12 protein-coding genes are annotated in these 15,237 nt (G+C 71.3%); 6 read left to right on the top strand and 6 right to left on the bottom strand.

Going from position 1 to position 15,237, the window contains the following annotated elements:
- The first annotated feature begins 319 nt into the window (after positions 1-319).
- Positions 320-2,182 (top strand): ABC transporter ATP-binding protein, encoded by a 1,863-nt coding sequence (locus LOK55_RS11815; RefSeq protein ID WP_229935515.1) that lies wholly within the window; start codon positions 320-322, stop codon positions 2,180-2,182.
- Complete coding sequence (locus LOK55_RS11810) at positions 2,179-3,996, top strand: ABC transporter ATP-binding protein (protein WP_229935514.1); 1,818 nt, start codon at positions 2,179-2,181, stop codon at positions 3,994-3,996. Before LOK55_RS11815 ends, LOK55_RS11810 begins: the two co-directional genes overlap by 4 nt.
- A gap of 153 nt (positions 3,997-4,149) precedes the next feature.
- Here the strand turns inward: LOK55_RS11810 and LOK55_RS11805 are convergent, their stop codons facing one another.
- Together LOK55_RS11805 and LOK55_RS11800 are read right to left on the bottom strand one after the other, a co-directional pair.
- On the bottom strand, positions 4,150-4,986 hold the full coding sequence (locus tag LOK55_RS11805; protein ID WP_229935513.1) for an endonuclease domain-containing protein: 837 nt from the start codon (positions 4,984-4,986) through the stop codon (positions 4,150-4,152).
- Between the two features lie 256 nt (positions 4,987-5,242).
- The gene (locus LOK55_RS11800) at positions 5,243-5,695 is read right to left on the bottom strand and encodes a GNAT family N-acetyltransferase (protein ID WP_141378860.1); all 453 of its coding nucleotides are present in this window, start codon (positions 5,693-5,695) and stop codon (positions 5,243-5,245) included.
- A gap of 112 nt (positions 5,696-5,807) precedes the next feature.
- Here LOK55_RS11800 and LOK55_RS11795 point away from each other — a divergent pair, with 112 nt between their 5' ends.
- Positions 5,808-6,008, top strand: a complete 201-nt coding sequence (locus tag LOK55_RS11795; RefSeq protein WP_229661390.1) for a response regulator — start codon at positions 5,808-5,810, stop codon at positions 6,006-6,008.
- Between the two features lie 43 nt (positions 6,009-6,051).
- Positions 6,052-8,268, top strand: coding sequence for an NADP-dependent isocitrate dehydrogenase (locus LOK55_RS11790; protein ID WP_229935512.1), 2,217 nt, complete (start codon positions 6,052-6,054; stop codon positions 8,266-8,268).
- 95 nt (positions 8,269-8,363) lie between these two features.
- Here LOK55_RS11790 and LOK55_RS11785 read toward each other — a convergent pair whose 3' ends face one another.
- On the bottom strand, positions 8,364-9,851 hold the full coding sequence (locus LOK55_RS11785; RefSeq protein WP_229935511.1) for a L,D-transpeptidase family protein: 1,488 nt from the start codon (positions 9,849-9,851) through the stop codon (positions 8,364-8,366).
- A gap of 242 nt (positions 9,852-10,093) precedes the next feature.
- Here LOK55_RS11785 and LOK55_RS11780 point away from each other — a divergent pair, with 242 nt between their 5' ends.
- Positions 10,094-11,284 (top strand): ROK family transcriptional regulator, encoded by a 1,191-nt coding sequence (locus LOK55_RS11780; RefSeq protein ID WP_229935510.1) that lies wholly within the window; start codon positions 10,094-10,096, stop codon positions 11,282-11,284.
- 83 nt (positions 11,285-11,367) lie between these two features.
- On the top strand, positions 11,368-12,147 hold the full coding sequence (locus LOK55_RS11775) for a glucosamine-6-phosphate deaminase (RefSeq protein ID WP_229935509.1): 780 nt from the start codon (positions 11,368-11,370) through the stop codon (positions 12,145-12,147).
- A gap of 401 nt (positions 12,148-12,548) precedes the next feature.
- On the opposite strand, the gene LOK55_RS11770 is transcribed toward LOK55_RS11775, so the two are convergent.
- The 3 genes from LOK55_RS11770 to LOK55_RS14140 are packed head-to-tail and all read right to left on the bottom strand — an operon-like array spanning position 12,549 to position 15,104.
- Positions 12,549-13,919 (bottom strand): FAD-binding oxidoreductase, encoded by a 1,371-nt coding sequence (locus tag LOK55_RS11770; RefSeq protein WP_229935508.1) that lies wholly within the window; start codon positions 13,917-13,919, stop codon positions 12,549-12,551.
- A 4-nt stretch (positions 13,920-13,923) separates the two neighbouring features.
- Complete coding sequence (locus LOK55_RS11765) at positions 13,924-14,331, bottom strand: YrdB family protein (RefSeq protein WP_229935507.1); 408 nt, start codon at positions 14,329-14,331, stop codon at positions 13,924-13,926.
- 59 nt (positions 14,332-14,390) lie between these two features.
- The gene (locus tag LOK55_RS14140; RefSeq protein ID WP_268252557.1) at positions 14,391-15,104 is read right to left on the bottom strand and encodes a hypothetical protein; all 714 of its coding nucleotides are present in this window, start codon (positions 15,102-15,104) and stop codon (positions 14,391-14,393) included.
- Between the last annotated feature and the right edge of the window lie 133 nt (positions 15,105-15,237).

Below are 15,237 nucleotides of genomic sequence, written 5' to 3'. Positions count from 1 at the left end.
TCGCGTCGTGTCGCACCCGTCCGGGTGAGCGCGCGCGACAGTCCCCGCCCACCGATTCCTGGAGGAAGCCATGTCCACGACCATCGTCGAGACGAAGCCCGCCGTCCTCCGCCCGATCGGGAGCGCGGGAGCGGCGCGACGCCTCGGGTGACGCCCTCGCGTTCCTCATCGGCGGCATAGTCCCGCCGCACGCTGCGTTCTCTTCACTGCGTCCTCCCCGCCGGGGTCACGAGTCTCTTCCGCGCTGCTGCGCAGGAGGCCTGTCCCTTCCCTGACCGCCGACCCGCCTCGGCATCCGCGCCACCACCCCACAAGGATCATGACCTCCGCCACCGAGAGACAATCCGCTCTTTCCACTCCCCGGGCGCTCGCCCGGCTCTACCCGTTCGCCAAACCGGTGCTGCCGCGCCTGGCCCTCGGCGCCGCGAGCGCGCTCGTCGCGAGCCTGCTCGCCCTTTCCATCCCGCTCGTGCTCGAAGTGCTCGTGCAGGGGCCGATCGCCTCGGGCGACCTCTCCCAGCTCGCCTGGGGCGCCGCGCTCATCCTCGTGCTGGGCCTGCTCGAAGCGCTCATGGTGTGGTTGCGGCGCTGGTTCGTGCTCGGCCCGTCGACCTCGGTCGAGTACGACATGCGCACGAGCTTCTACGAGCGCCTGCAGCGCCTGCCCGTGGCGTTCCACGACCGCTGGCAGTCGGGCCAGCTGCTCAGCCGCATGATGCAAGACATCAGCATGCTGCGCCGGTGGCTCGCTTTCGGGCTCGTGCTCCTCGTCGTCAACATGCTGACGATCCTCGTCGGCATGGTGCTGCTGTTCCGCTGGCACTGGGCGCTGGGGCTCACGTTCCTCGTCGTGTGCGCACCGCTCTGGTACGCGGGGTACCGGTTCGAGAAGACCTACGGCACCCTCGCCCGGCAGAGCCAGGACCAGGCGGGCGACCTCGCCACGAGCGTCGAGGAGTCGGTGCACGGCATCCGTGTGCTCAAGGCGTTCGGCCGCGGCAAGCACGCCCTCGTGAAGTTCGCCCGGCAGGCCGAGACGCTGCGCGAGACCGAGCTCAGCAAGGCGCGGGCCGTCGGCTGGATCTGGTTCTGGCTGGTGCTGCTGCCCGACCTCGCGTTCGCGCTGTGCCTGGGCGTCGGCATCGTGCTGGCCCAGACCGGACAGCTGCAGGTCGCCGAGCTCGTCGCGTTCTTCGCGATGGCGACGGTGCTGCGCTGGCCGATGGAGTCGATCGGCTTCCTCTTCTCGTTCCTCCTCGACGCGCGCACCGCGACCGACCGCATCTTCGAGGTGTTCGACGAGGAGAACACGATCACCGATCCCGCCGCGCCGAAGACGATCGCCGAGCCGCGCGGAGCGCTCGCCTTCGAGGGCGTGCACTTCCGGTATCAGGATGCCTCGGAATCGGAGCGCGACCTCCTCGACGGCATCGACCTGGTGCTCGAACCGGGCGAGACGATGGCCCTCGTCGGGCTCACCGGCTCGGGCAAGACGACCCTCACGACCCTGCCGGCGCGCCTGTACGACGTCACCGGTGGGCGGGTGACGATCGACGGTGTCGACGTACGCGACCTGACCCTGCACGAGCTGCGCACCCAGGTGGGCATGGCGTTCGAAGACTCGACGCTGTTCTCGCAGACGGTGCGCGAGAACGTGCTGCTCGGGCGCGAAGACCTCGAGCCGGGGAGCGCCGAGGCCGAGCGGGTGCTGCGCGAAGCGCTCGCCGTCGCGCAGGCCGGGTTCGTCGACGACCTGCCCGACGGTGTCGACACGGTCATCGGCGAAGAGGGGCTGTCGCTCTCGGGCGGCCAGCGCCAGCGCCTCGCACTCGCGCGCGCGGTGGCCGCACGCCCCGCCGTGCTCGTGCTCGACGACCCGCTGTCGGCGCTCGACGTCGACACGGAAGCGCTCGTCGAAGACGCCCTCCGCGAGGTGATGGCCGACACGACGACGCTCGTGATCGCCCACCGCCCCTCCACGGTCACGCTCGCCGACCGGGTCGCCCTCCTCGAAGAGGGGCGCGTCACCGCGGTCGGACGGCACAGCGACCTGCTGCGCGAGAGCGAGCACTACCGCCACGTCATCTCGAGCCTCGAAGAGGCCGAGAACGAGGCATCCGACCGCCGGGCATCCGCCGGCGAGACCGACCGCGAACACGCGAACGAGGAGGTGACGCGATGACCACGGCATCGGTCGCCGGCACGACCGGCGAAGACCGCTCCGACTACACGCGCGACGAGTCGCGCGCCATCCGCCGCCGCTCGCTGCGGCTGCTGGGTTCGCTCGTGGCGCCGCTGCGCTGGCAGCTGGTGCTCGCGGGCGCCGTGCTCGTCATCTCGACGGCGCTCCGGGTCGCCGGCCCGGCGCTCATCGCGTACGGCCTCAACACGGCGCTGCCGCGCGTGATCGACTACGGCGACTGGATGCCGACGATCATGATCGTCGCCGTCTACCTCATCTCGGGTGTCGGCGGCGCCGCCCTCATCGGGTGGTACGCGGTGGTCGCCGCGCGCCTCACGCAGGCCGTCATGCTCGATCTGCGCAAGCGCATCTTCGTGCACACGCAGCGGCTGAGTCTGGAGTTCCACGAGTCGTACACGTCGGGCCGGATCATCTCGCGTCAGACGAGCGACCTCGACTCGATCCGGGAGCTCCTCGACGGGGGGCTCAACGAGCTCGTCTCGGGCGTGCTCTACGGCGGGTTCACCCTCGTGGCGCTGCTGCTCATCGACTGGCGATCGGGTCTCGTGCTCGCCGTCGCCGCGGTGCCGCTGTACTTCCTGATGCGCTGGTTCTACGTCAACTCGCAGAAGGCCTACCGCGAGTCGCGGGTCGTGAGCGCCAAGGTGATCGTCAAGTTCGTCGAGACGATGACGGGCATCCGCGCCGTGAAGGCGTTCCGCAAGGAGGAGCGCAACGACGACGAGTTCGGCGACCTGTCGGGCCAGTACCGCGACGTGAACATGCGCTCCCTGCGGCTGTTCGGCACGTTCGAGCCGGGCATGATGGCCGTCTCGGCGTTCGCCGTGGCCGGGGTGCTGCTCTGGGGCGGCGTGCGCGTCGCCGAGGGCACGCTCCTCGTCGGAACCCTGCTGGCCGCCGTGCTGTACGTGCGGAACTTCTTCGCCCCGCTCCAGGAGGTCGCGATGTTCCTCAACTCGTACCAGTCGGCGACGGCGGCGCTCGAGAAGGTCTCCGGCGTCCTCGACGAGGAGCCCACCGTGCCCGATCCGGTCGACCCGGTCGACCTGTGGGAGTCGCGCGGGCACGTCGAGTTCCGCGACGTCGTGTTCGGGTACTCGGGTGATCGCACGATCCTGCCGCACTTCTCGCTCGACATTCCCGCCGGGCAGACCGTCGCCCTCGTCGGCACGACCGGTGCGGGCAAGTCGACGCTCGCGAAGCTCGTGTCGCGGTTCTACGACCCGTCGCGCGGCCAGGTGACGCTCGACGGCGTCGACCTGCGGTCGCTGCACCCGAAGGACCTCCGCCGTGCGATCGTCATGGTCACGCAGGAGGCGTACCTGTTCAGCGGCACGGTCGCCGACAACATCGCCCTCGGCAAGCCCGACGCGACGCTCGACGAGATCAAGGCGGCCGCGCGCGCGGTGGGGGCGGATGCCTTCATCGAGCGCCTGCCCGACGGCTACGGCACCGACGTCAACAAGCGCGGCGGGCGCGTGTCGGCGGGGCAGCGCCAGCTGATCTCGTTCGCGCGGGCGTTCCTGGCCGACCCGGCGGTGCTGATCCTCGACGAGGCGACGGCCTCGCTCGACATCCCCTCGGAGCGGCAGATCCAGCACGCGCTGCAGACGCTCCTCGGGGGGCGGACGGCGATCATCATCGCGCACCGCCTGTCGACGGTCGCGATCGCCGACCGCGTGCTCGTCATGGAGCACGGCGAGATCATCGAGGACGACACCCCCGACGCACTGATCGCGGGCACGGGCAAGTTCGCCCAGCTGCACGCCGCCTGGCGCGAGTCGCTGGTCTGAGGGCGCGCGCCCGCTGTTTTGATGGCGGGCGCGGCTGGCGCAGATTCGGAAAACGTCAACAGAATCGGATGCCTGGGGCACAGGCATCCGATTCTGTTGCGTTTATCCGAATCCAGTGGGGGAGCGCGGGGCCGGGGGTGGCGCAGGCCGAGGTCAGTGCTGCAGGTGGAGCTGCTGGGCGAGGGCCCGCGCGATCGCGGCCTCGACGGCGGGCCAGTTGTAGACGACCTCGGTGTAGGAGAAGCGCAGCACGCGGTAGCCGAGGGCCATGAGCGCGCGGTCGTGCGCGAGGTCGCGGGTGCGCTCTGCCGACGAGGAGTGGAAGGTGAACCCGTCGAGCTGCACCACGAGGCGCTCGCCGATGAGCGTGTCGACGTCGTGCCCGGCGAGCGGAACCTGCTGACGGATCTCGAGCCCCCAGGGGCGCAGCCGGTGCACGAAGATCGTCTCGATGCCCGATCCGGAGCTGCCCGTCGCGATCGCGCAGAGCTCCGCCGCGGTGGCGCTGTGCCAACGCACCCGGGTCAGCTCGCCGAGCGGGATGCGGTGCGTGCGCACGGCCGACTCCCACAGCACGAGCGCGGTCTCGCGCGGCAGGCAGTCGGCGACGTGGCGCAGCGTGTCGACGACCGATTCGACGAGGTCGAACGCGCTCACCGGCACGAGCGGCGCGCGCCAATGCGCCGTGACCTCACCGCGCGGTGAGCGCGACCCGCGCCCGAGGTGCAGGTGCAGGCCGCCCGGGGCGTCAGGCGGCATCCACCACCCGCGATGCCGCGCCGCCGACACGCACGCGAGCCTACCGGTCGCTTCGGCCGCCGCGCACAGGTCGGGGGAGGCCGCGGTCGTCGCGACCCAGTAGCGGCGGACGCGGCGCACGACGCCGGAGGCGACCGCCGAGCGGATCGCCGCGGCGCTCGCCCCGGCATCCAACACCCGCTGCCGGTGGGCGATGCCGCCCGCACCGGTCACGAACCCTGCGATGTCCACTCCGCGAGTCTCGCGCCGCCGCGCGCCGTCGGCGTCACCGTCCGCCCGATCTGTGGACGGATGGCCCGATGTGGCAGTGGGGGAGAAGGCGCCGCCGCCGCCGCGCCCCTGTCAGCAGAATCGCAAAATCGCACCGGATTCGGAATCCTCGCACCGAGGCATCCGATTCTGTCGCGATTCTCCGAATCCGTTGCGGCGCGGTCACGGATCGGCGACGCGCGCGGCGCGAGCCGCCGCAGGCGCGTGGATGCCGGGGTCAGAGCCGGATCTCGGCGACGACCTCGCCGTACTCCGTCTCGTCGACGGGCACGAAGCCGACGCGGGTGAAGAACTGCTCGGGGCCGCCCTGACCCGCCTCGTAGATGACGTCGACGCGGTCCATGCCGCGCGAGCGGGCCTCGTCGAGCAGCTTCTCCACGGCGAAGCGGCCGACGCCGCGGCCCTGGTCGTCGGCATCCACGTTGATGCGCCACAGCACCGAGCGGAACCGGTCTTCGTCGGCGTCATCGTCGAAGTTCGCGCTGACGAATCCGACCACCTCGTCGCCGTCGAGGACGACGCGCTGCCACGCCGTCGCGGGGTTGACCACCGCGCCGGCGACGGCGTAACTGGTCGGGGCGATGAACTGCTCCTGACCGGGTTTCAACGACAGCGCGTTGACCGCGACGATCGTCGTGGCAGACAGTTCCTCGAGGCGCAGCTCGCTCATGACCACAGGTTATCGGGTCGCTGCGGGTGCGGGCATCGTCCATTCGTCGGGAATATGACCGCCCGGCGCGGAGGCGGAGCAGGGCGATTCGCGGCGCGGCTATCGTGAAGCCGTGAGCAGCGGATGGGTGCGCCGCGTGCTGGTCGTCGAAGACCAGGCGGCACTCCGGCTGCTCGTCTGCGAGATGCTCGCGCAGCGCGGCTGGGAGACGGCCGCGGCCGCAGGCCGCGGGGAGCCGCACGACGCGGCATCCCTCCCACCGCCGCCGCGGGAAAGTATCTCGACATCGAGATACTTTCCCGCTGTGCGGTAGGGTGGAAAGCGATCCCGCGACGCTCGATAGAGGAAGATCCCACGTGCCTGAGTCCACCATCATCTACACCCACACCGACGAAGCACCGGCCCTGGCCACCGCCTCCTTCCTCCCGATCGTGAAGGCCTTCGCCGGGCAGGCGGGGGTCGAGATCGACACCCGCGACATCTCGCTCGCCGGCCGCATCCTCGCCGCGTTCCCGCAGGGCCTCACCCCCGAGCAGCAGGTCGGCGACGCGCTCGCCGAGCTCGGCGGGCTCGCGACGCTCCCCGAGGCGAACATCATCAAGCTGCCGAACATCTCGGCATCCATCCCGCAGCTGAAGGCCGCGATCGCCGAGCTCCAGGTGCAGGGCTACGACATCCCCGACTACCCCGACGACGCGTCGACCGTCGAGGAGAAGGACATCCGCGCGCGCTACGACCGCATCAAGGGCTCCGCGGTCAACCCCGTGCTGCGCGAGGGCAACAGCGACCGCCGCGCGCCGCTCGCCGTGAAGAACTACGCGAAGAAGCACCCGCACCGCAACAAGCCGTTCGCGGCGGGCTCGAAGACGCGCGTCGCCACGATGGGCCACGACGACTTCAAGAGCAACGAGAAGAGCTGGATCGCCGCCCACGACGACGTGCTCACGATCCGCCACACCGCCACCGACGGCACCGTCACGGTGCTGAAGGACGGCCTCAAGGTGCTGCCGCGCGAGGTCATCGACGCGACGTTCCTCTCCGCGAAGGCGCTCGACGCGTTCCTCGCCGACACGATCGCGCAGGCGAAGGCCGAGAACGTCCTGTACTCGGTGCACCTCAAGGCGACGATGATGAAGGTCAGCGACCCCATCATCTTCGGCCACGTCGTGCGCGCGTTCTTCGCCGACGTCTTCGACACCTACGGGGCTGAGCTCACCGAGGCAGGCCTGAACGGCAACAACGGCCTCGGCTCGATCCTCTCCGGCCTCGGCGAGGTCGCCGACGGCGACGCCATCTCGGCGCGCATCGCCCAGGACCTCGAGAACGGCCCGCGCCTGTCGTACGTCAACAGCGACAAGGGCATCACGAACCTCCACGTGCCGTCGGACGTCATCGTGGATGCCTCGATGCCCGCGCTCATCCGCAACGGCGGCAAGCTGTGGGGCAAGGACGGCGAGGAGGAGGACACCATCGCGGTGATCCCCGACTCGTCGTACGCCGGTGTCTACCAGGCGGTCATCGAGGACGTCATCGCGAACGGACCGCTCGACCCCGCGACGATCGGCACGGTGCCCAACGTCGGCCTCATGGCTCAGGCCGCCGAGGAGTACGGCAGCCACGACAAGACCTTCGAGATCCCGTCGGACGGCGTCGTCGAGGTGCTCGACTCGGACGGCGCGGTGCTCATCGAGCACCACGTCGAGAAGGGCGATATCTGGCGCGCCACGCAGACCAAGCACATCGCGATCATGGACTGGGTGCGCCTCGCCGTCACCCGGGCCCGTGCGACCGGCGTGCCGGCCGTGTTCTGGCTCGACGTCAACCGCGCCCACGACGCGCAGCTGATCGGCAAGGTGCACCAGGCCCTCGCGACGCTCGACACGGGTGACGTGACGATCGTGATCCTGCCGCCCGACGAGGCGACGCGGTACACGCTCGCGCGTCTCCGCAAGGGCGAGGACACGATCTCGGTCACCGGCAACGTGCTGCGCGACTACCTGACCGACCTCTTCCCGATCCTCGAGGTCGGCACGTCGGCCAAGATGCTCTCGATCGTGCCCCTGCTCGCCGGCGGCGGCCTGTTCGAGACGGGCGCCGGCGGTTCGGCGCCCAAGCACGTGCAGCAGCTGCTCAGCGAGGACTACCTGCGGTGGGACTCGCTGGGCGAGTTCTTCGCGCTCGCGGCCTCGTTCGAGCACCTCGCGGAGTACACCGGCAATGCGAAGGCGAAGATCCTCGCCGACACGCTGGATGCCGCGACGGGCACGTTCCTCGAGAACGACCGCTCGCCGGGGCGCGCCCTCGGGACGATCGACAACCGCGGCAGCCACTTCTACCTGGGCCTGTACTGGGCGCAGGAGCTCGCGCGCCAGACCGCCGACCCCGAGCTCGCGGCGGCCTTCGCGCCGATCGCGCAGCAGCTGACGGATGCCGAGGCCGAGATCGTCGCCGAGCTGAACGCCGTGCAGGGCAGCCCCGTCGACATCGGCGGCTACTACCACCCCGACGAGGCGAAGGTCGCGGCCGTCATGCGCCCGTCGGCGACGCTCAACGCGGTGATCGACGCCCTCTGAGGCCGAGAACGACGAAGCGGCGGATGCCTCGGCATCCGCCGCTTCGTCGTGCGGGGACTGACCTCGACTCGCGGCAGGTCAGCGAGAAGGGTGGCTTACTCGTGGATCCAGACGTCGCCGCCGTTGGGCATCCAGTCGTAGATCTGCTTGGCGCGGTAGTTCGGCATGCCGACGCAGCCGTGGCTGCGCGGGTTGCCGAAGTCGGTGTGCCAGTACACCCCGTGCAGCGCCTCGCCGCCGTAGTAGTACATGATCCACTGGACGTTCGGCACCTCGTAGTTCCAGTAGTCGTCGGTGGCAGAGGACGACGTCATCGTCTGCACGTCGTGGTGCGACTGGACCGTGAAGTGGCCGGTCGTGGTGGGCGATTCGGCGATGCCGCTCGAGATCGGCCACGAGTCGACGACCGCGCCGTTCTCCTTCATGTAGAGCATCTGGTCGCCGAGATCGACCTCGATCATGCGCGCCGAGGTGGCCATCGCGGGCGGGGTGACCTGCACGGGCAGCTCGTAGACGCCGTTGCCCTGGCCGAGCTGCTTCGCGAAGTCGGATGCCACGCCGCTCACATCTCCGAGCGTGCGACCGTCGGCGCCGGGCGTCGTCGTCTCGAGCACGGTGCCCTCGGCATCCGTCACCACCGCGCCGTTGACCGGCGCCCGGTTCACGGCGGCCGCGAGGGCGTCGACGGTGGGCTGGATCTTCGCCGGGTCGGCGGTGACGGTGAAGGCTCCGGATGCGTCGGAGGTCACCGTCAGCCAGCCCGCCGCGGTCGCGGCGTCGACCGGAACGGTGCGCTCGTCGCCCACGTAGAAGCCGACGTTCGCGAGCATGGCGTTCGCCCCGTCGGCGGCCTTCTGCGCCGCGGCGGTGTCGGCGACGGGCTCGACCGAGGTCTCGTCGACCGTGACGGTGGATGCCTGCGCGCCCGACGCGAACGCGTCGTGCAGCTGACGGGTGATCGAGTCGAGGTCGATGCCGGTGCCCGCGACGGCCGGCGTCACGACGAACGAGGTGCCGTTGAAGGCGACGGTCGCGGCGGTCGGTTCGGTGTAGGCGGAGGGGAGGGCCTCGCGGAGCGCCGCGGTGGCCTTCTCTTCGTCGAGGGTGATAGGGGTGTCGATCGGCTCGCCGAACCACTGCGTGAGATTCCACATCGGCCGGTCGCCGAAGGCGGAGTCGGCCAGCGCCTGCGCGTCGACGGTCGCGCCGAGGTCGGCGCCGGTGACGGTGGGTCCGCCGTCGCCGAGCGTCAGCGTGGTCTGGGCGAGTCGCTGGTCGATCGCATCGGTCGCGGCGCCGGCCGTCTGCAGCCCCACGGGAACGCCCGCGACGGACGTGCCGGGTGCGATCAGCACGAGCGACGCGGCGACGGCGCCGGCGGCGACGAGCGCGACCGGCACGCCGATCCAGAGCCAGAGGCGCTTCCGCGTCTTCTTGGTGGCGGGCTCGGCCGGTGCCCACTGCACGGTCGGCGCCTGCGCGGTGGTCTCCGGCGCGGACGGCTCCTGCGTGGTGGTCGCCAGCGTGCTCGACGACGGGTCCGACGCGCCTTCGGCGTCGGGCTTCGTTGCCACATCAGTCACGAACAACCCCCCGGTTCAGCGCCCGTGCGGCGCGTCTCGTGCGAGGGAGCGGCTGGTGCGGTTCCACTCCACGCGGGTCCATCATACGCGATCAGGCTGCGCAGAGACCGGGGAAAGCGCGGGTCTCGGCGGATCCGCGGGAGACGCCGTGTGATGTCGGCCGTGTAACGGTTTTGTAAACGCGCTTATCGAATCGGCGGTACGACTTGCGAAAATTGTGTTCGTAAGGTGTACTAACAAACATGGTCACTTCGGACGTGCAGCGCAGCACCGCAGATCCCGGACCCTCCGCGGGAGGGAACGGCGGTCGTACCTTCGGCCCCGGACGCTCCCTGCGCCACGCGGCCAAGGTGCTCCCCGAGCACGCCCGCGCTCACAACCGCTCGCTGGTCTTGCAGACCCTCTTCCACCAGGGCGCCATGAGTCGGGCCGACCTGTCACGCGAGACCGGTCTCACGCGTGTCACGATCTCCGACCTCATCGCCGAGCTCATCGAAGACGGCTACGTCGCCGAGCGTGGCACCCGCGAGGTCACCGGCCCCGGCAAGCCCGGCATCCTCGTCGACCTCGATCGGGAGGGCCACCGCATCATCGGGCTCGATCTCTCGCGCAGTGACCGCTTCTTCGGAGCCGTGCTGACCCTCGACGGGGAGATCGTCGCCCGCCACGAGGCATCCGTGCCCGCCGACCCCGCCGACATCCTCGCCACCGTCATCCGGCTCACCCGCGAGCTCGTCGCCGACGCGCACGCCCCCGTGCTCGGTGTCGGGGTCGGCTCGCCCGGCATCGTCGACGACCACGGCACCGTGCTCACCGCACCGAACCTGCGCTGGACCGACATCGACCTCGAAGGCATCCTGCGCGCGGAGGTGTCGCTGCCGGTCCTCGTCGCCAACGACGCGAACGCGGCCGTGCTCGCCGAGTACACCTTCGGCGGTGCGGGCGACGACGTCATGCTCGTGCGCGTCGGTCGCGGTGTCGGCTCGGGCCTGCTCTCGGGCGGCCAGCCCATGCTCGGCAGCCGCTTCGCGGCCGGCGAGATCGGGCACGTCACCGTCGGCACCGACGGCGGTCCGGTGTGCGTGTGCGGCAAGGTCGGATGCCTCGAAGCGTGGCTGTCCGTCCCGTCGCTCGAACGCGCCCTGGCCGAGGAGGGCGCCGATGCCACCGCCGTCCTCCGCGACGCCGGGGAGCGGCTCGGCATCGCCCTTGCGCCCATCGTCGGCGCTCTCGACCTGTCGGAGATCGTGCTCTCCGGCCCCTCACCACTTCTCGACGGACCCCTCGCTGAGGCGACCGTCGAGACCCTGCGCGCCCGTACGCTCGCCGAGTTCCACGACGGCGTGCGGGTGCGAGTGACGGAGCAAGGCGAGGACATCGTCCTCCGCGGCGCGGCCGTCATGGTCCTGTCCGGACAACTCGGGGTGTCCTGACACCCGTCCAATCCTCTCTGAGCCGTCCGTCTCCGAACCCGCCGTCCGCGAACCCTCCGTCTCCGACAGAAAGGCAGTGTTCCATGGCTGAGATCGTCATCGTCCCCTCTCCGGCGGCCGCCGGCGTCCTCGTCGCCGACGAGATCGTGAAGCTCATCAGCGAGCGTCCCGACGCGGTTCTGGGGCTCGCGACGGGCTCGACGCCGCTGCCCGTCTATGAGGCGCTGCGCCCCCGCGTGGCCGGGCTCGACGTGTCGCACGTGCGCGGCTTCGCGCTCGACGAGTACGTGGGCATCGACCCGAGTCACCCGGAGAGCTACCGTTCGGTCATCACGAAGGAGGTCGTGGAGCCGCTCGGTCTGAACCCCGACCTCATCCAGACCCCGAACGGCGACCTCGCGACCATCTCGCACGCCGGCGAGGACTACGAGCGCGCCATCGCGGCCGCGGGCGGCATCGACCTGCAGATCCTCGGGATCGGCACGTCGGGGCACATCGGCTTCAACGAGCCCGGCTCGTCGTTCGCGTCGCGCACCCGCGTGAAGACACTGATCGAGCAGACCCGTGAGGACAACGCGCGGTTCTTCGATTCGATCGATGACGTGCCCATGCACTGCATCACGCAGGGGCTCGGCACGATCCTCGAGGCGAAGCACCTGTTCCTCCTCGCGTTCGGCGAGGGCAAGGCGGCGGCGGTCGCCGGTGCCGTCGAGGGCCCGGTCACGTCGTCGCTGCCCGGTTCGGCGATCCAGCTGCACCCGCACGTCACGGTCGTCGTCGACGAGGCGGCCGCCTCGCAGCTCGCGCACGCCGACTACTACCGCTACGCGTTCGCCAACAAGCCCGCCTGGCAGGGTCTGTAAGCCGCGTCGCGCTGTCGTTGTGGCATCCAGGTGCCGCGTTCTGTCGTCATACCGGGCGGGTGGCGACCGATCGCGGCACCTGGATGCGTTTCCGGCGCGCGCTGTCCCGCCGTGCCGGTGTCGGCCCGTCGTGCCGGTGTCCGCCGCGATCGCGCTCGGCGCGCGCGGCCTCGCCGTCCCCAACCCGCAGGTCTACCCGCCTCCCGCCTGATCCCGCGCCGGGTGCGGCGAGTGAGGCGTCAACCGTCAGCCGGGTCGGCATCCGGGGCATCCGCGATGCATACCGGCGGAGATCGGCGTGGCTGCGGATGCCTGGGCCCGAGGCATCCGTCGGCGTGCGGATCTCCGCGGTTGTGCAGGGCGTCGCGCAGCGCGCGCGGCTGCCGCGCGACGCGGGAAGGTCAGGGCGTGAAGACCTTGCCGGGGTTCAGGATGCCCTGCGGGTCGAAGACGCGGGTGATCTGGCGCTGCAGCTCCCACTGGTCGTCGCCGAGCTCGTCGGCGAGCCAGCGCCGCTTCAGCACGCCGACGCCGTGCTCGCCGGTGAGCGTTCCGCCCAGGCGCAGCGCGGCGCGGAACAGCTCGTCGGCGGCCTGCCAGATCACTTCGGGCACCGCCGCATCCGCGCCCGCGTCGAACACGAAGTTCGGGTGCAGGTTGCCGTCGCCGGCGTGGCAGACCGTCGGGATGACCAGGTCGTACTCGCGCTCGATGCGCGCGATCTCGTCGAACATCGCCGGGAGCGCGCTGCGCGGCACCGACACGTCTTCGATGAGCGTCGTGCCGAGGGTCTCCATCGCGGGATGCATCGACCGGCGGATCCGCCACAGCAGCTGCGCCTCGGCGTCGTCGCGGGCGAGCCGCACGGCGCCGCCCGCATCGGTCAGCGTCGCGGCGATCGACTCGGCCTCGACCGACGCAGCGGGCCCGTCGGTCTGGATCGTCAGCTGGGCGGCCTCGCCCGGGTCGGGCAGGTCGAGCATCCGGTGCACGGCACGCAGGCACGCGGCATCCATCAGCTCCATGATCGCGGGCTGCACGCCCGATGCGGTCACCGCGGCAGCGGCGGTCGCGGCGGCGCGGACGCTCGGGAAGGATGCCGTGAGCGTGCGCGCGTGGCCGGGCACCAGCCGGCGGAGCTTGAGTGTCGCGCCGACGACGACCCCGAGCGTGCCCTCCGACCCGATCACGAGCGCGGTCAGGTCGAGGCCCGTGACGCCCTTGACGCTCCGATGCCCGAGGTGCAGCAGGCGGCCGTCGGCGAGCACGAGGTCGACGCCGAGCACCGCGTCGCGCACGACGCCGTACTTCGCGCAGAGGAGACCCCCGGCGCCCGTGGCGATGTTGCCGCCGACGGTCGAGATCTCGCGACTCACGGGGTCGGGCGCCCACCACAGGCCGCGGTCGGCGAGCGCACGGTTCAGCTCGGCGTTCAGGATGCCGGGCTCGACGACGGCGAGCAGATCGTCGGGCCGCACCCCGAGGATGCGATCCATCGCGCGCATCGACAGCACGATCTCGCCCGCGCCGGCGTTGGCCCCGCCGGCGAGGCCGGTGCCGGCGCCACGCACGACGACCGGGGTGCCGGTGGCCGTGGCGATCCGCATCGTGGCCTGCACATCGTCGATGGATGCCGCGTGCACGATCGCGATCGGCCGTCCGGGCGCGGCGTGCCCCGACTTGTCGGCTCGCGCGTCGTCGAGGTGGCTAGGGTCGGTGTCGACCCGTTCGGAGAGAGCCTCGCGCAGGAGGCCGACCACGGCGCAGGTCATGCGGTCAGGCGAGGCGTCGCCGGCCGGCGACGAGGCCGGTGGTCACGGCGACGACCGCGAACGCGAGGCCGACCCACGGGCTGCCGCTGGTCCACCACACGATCGTGGCGGCGGCGTAGACGAGCAGCTCCACCAGAGCGCGGACGAACGGATGCACGGCGAAGACGGCGCGCGGCGAGACGAACAGCGCCCACAGCAGGATCGCGATGACGGGGGCGCCGATGCCCGCGACGATGTTCCACGGGAACGGCCAGGCGGTGAACCCCCACACCGCGAGCGTTCCGAAGGCGAACAGTTCGCACAGGAACGCGAGGACGTCGACGGCGTCGAGCGCCGGTCGGGTGCCGGCCGGCGTCGCGGTCGCCGCGGGCTGTGCCGGTGCGGCGGGGCGGACGGGGGGCAGATCGGCCATGAGCCCAGTCTACGCGCGACCGGGCGGGGGCCTGCGGGGGCGGGTACCGTGGGCGCGCGTCAGTCGAACGAGAAGAGCGGCACCTGCGGGCCGACGAGATCACCGGCGATGTAGGCGAGGGAGACGGACCGGTCGAACCATTCGATCAGGCTGCGGGTGAACACGAGCGTGCCGCGGCCGTCGTCGCCGATCGTCGTGGTCGTGAGCGGTGCGTCGCCGACGAACGCCGCGACCGTCGCGCCCGGCTCACTGGTGACCGACACCGTCGCCGTCCCCCATCCCGAACCGACCTCGATGTCGATCTGAGTGACGATCGGCGCCCCCGCGGGCAGCGTCGGCTCAGGTGTCGGCGTCGGCGTCGGCGTGGGAGTCGGTGTCGGAGTCGCCGTGGGTGTGGCCGTGGGAGTGGGCGTGGGGGTGGGGGTCGGAGTGACCGTCGGCGTCGGACTGGGTGTGGGGGATACCGAGGGCGTCGGGACCGGCGCGGGCGTCGCCGGAGGCGCCACCATCGGGGGCGTGGGAGCGGGGGCGGGAGTCGCATCCGGAGCGGCGTCTTCGACGGCGATCGGCTGCGGCACCTCCGCGGGCAGCGACGCGGTGGGGGAGGGCAGCGCGGTCGGAGAGGGACCGGGAGTGGGGACCGCCGGCGCGCCGCCGTCTTGCGGAGTCGTCGATCCGTCGCCGGTCGAGGAGGCATCCGTCGACACGGTCGAGTCGGCGGCGAGCATCGACGGCACGATGAACGCGGCGACCGCGCCGCCGGCGACGAGCACGGCGGCGGCGGCGATCCCGGCGACCGCGCCGACGCCGAGGATGCCTCAGCCGACCGCACCCGCGACCGCCGCACCCGCACCCGCACCCGCGCCCGCGCCCGCCGCCGCACCGCTCGCGCCCGCGCCGCCGGCC

It is taken from the genome of Microbacterium sp. F2E, assembly GCF_020905435.1.
GTDB lineage: Bacteria > Actinomycetota > Actinomycetes > Actinomycetales > Microbacteriaceae > Microbacterium > Microbacterium lacticum.
Note: the sequence above shows the minus strand (reverse complement) of the source record. Positions and strands in the feature narration are given on the sequence as shown.

What these genes read in the sequence shown, in the direction of transcription:
- LOK55_RS11815 (WP_229935515.1), top strand. Translation starts at nt 320, where the DNA reads ATGACCTCCGCCACCGAGAGACAATCCGCTCTTTCCACTCCCCGGGCG.
- LOK55_RS11775 (WP_229935509.1), top strand. Translation starts at nt 11,368, where the DNA reads ATGGCTGAGATCGTCATCGTCCCCTCTCCGGCGGCCGCCGGCGTCCTC.
- LOK55_RS11780 (WP_229935510.1), top strand. Translation starts at nt 10,094, where the DNA reads ATGGTCACTTCGGACGTGCAGCGCAGCACCGCAGATCCCGGACCCTCC.
- LOK55_RS11800 (WP_141378860.1), bottom strand. Translation starts at nt 5,695, where the DNA reads ATGAGCGAGCTGCGCCTCGAGGAACTGTCTGCCACGACGATCGTCGCG.
- LOK55_RS11810 (WP_229935514.1), top strand. Translation starts at nt 2,179, where the DNA reads ATGACCACGGCATCGGTCGCCGGCACGACCGGCGAAGACCGCTCCGAC.
- LOK55_RS11765 (WP_229935507.1), bottom strand. Translation starts at nt 14,331, where the DNA reads ATGGCCGATCTGCCCCCCGTCCGCCCCGCCGCACCGGCACAGCCCGCG.
- LOK55_RS11770 (WP_229935508.1), bottom strand. Translation starts at nt 13,919, where the DNA reads ATGACCTGCGCCGTGGTCGGCCTCCTGCGCGAGGCTCTCTCCGAACGG.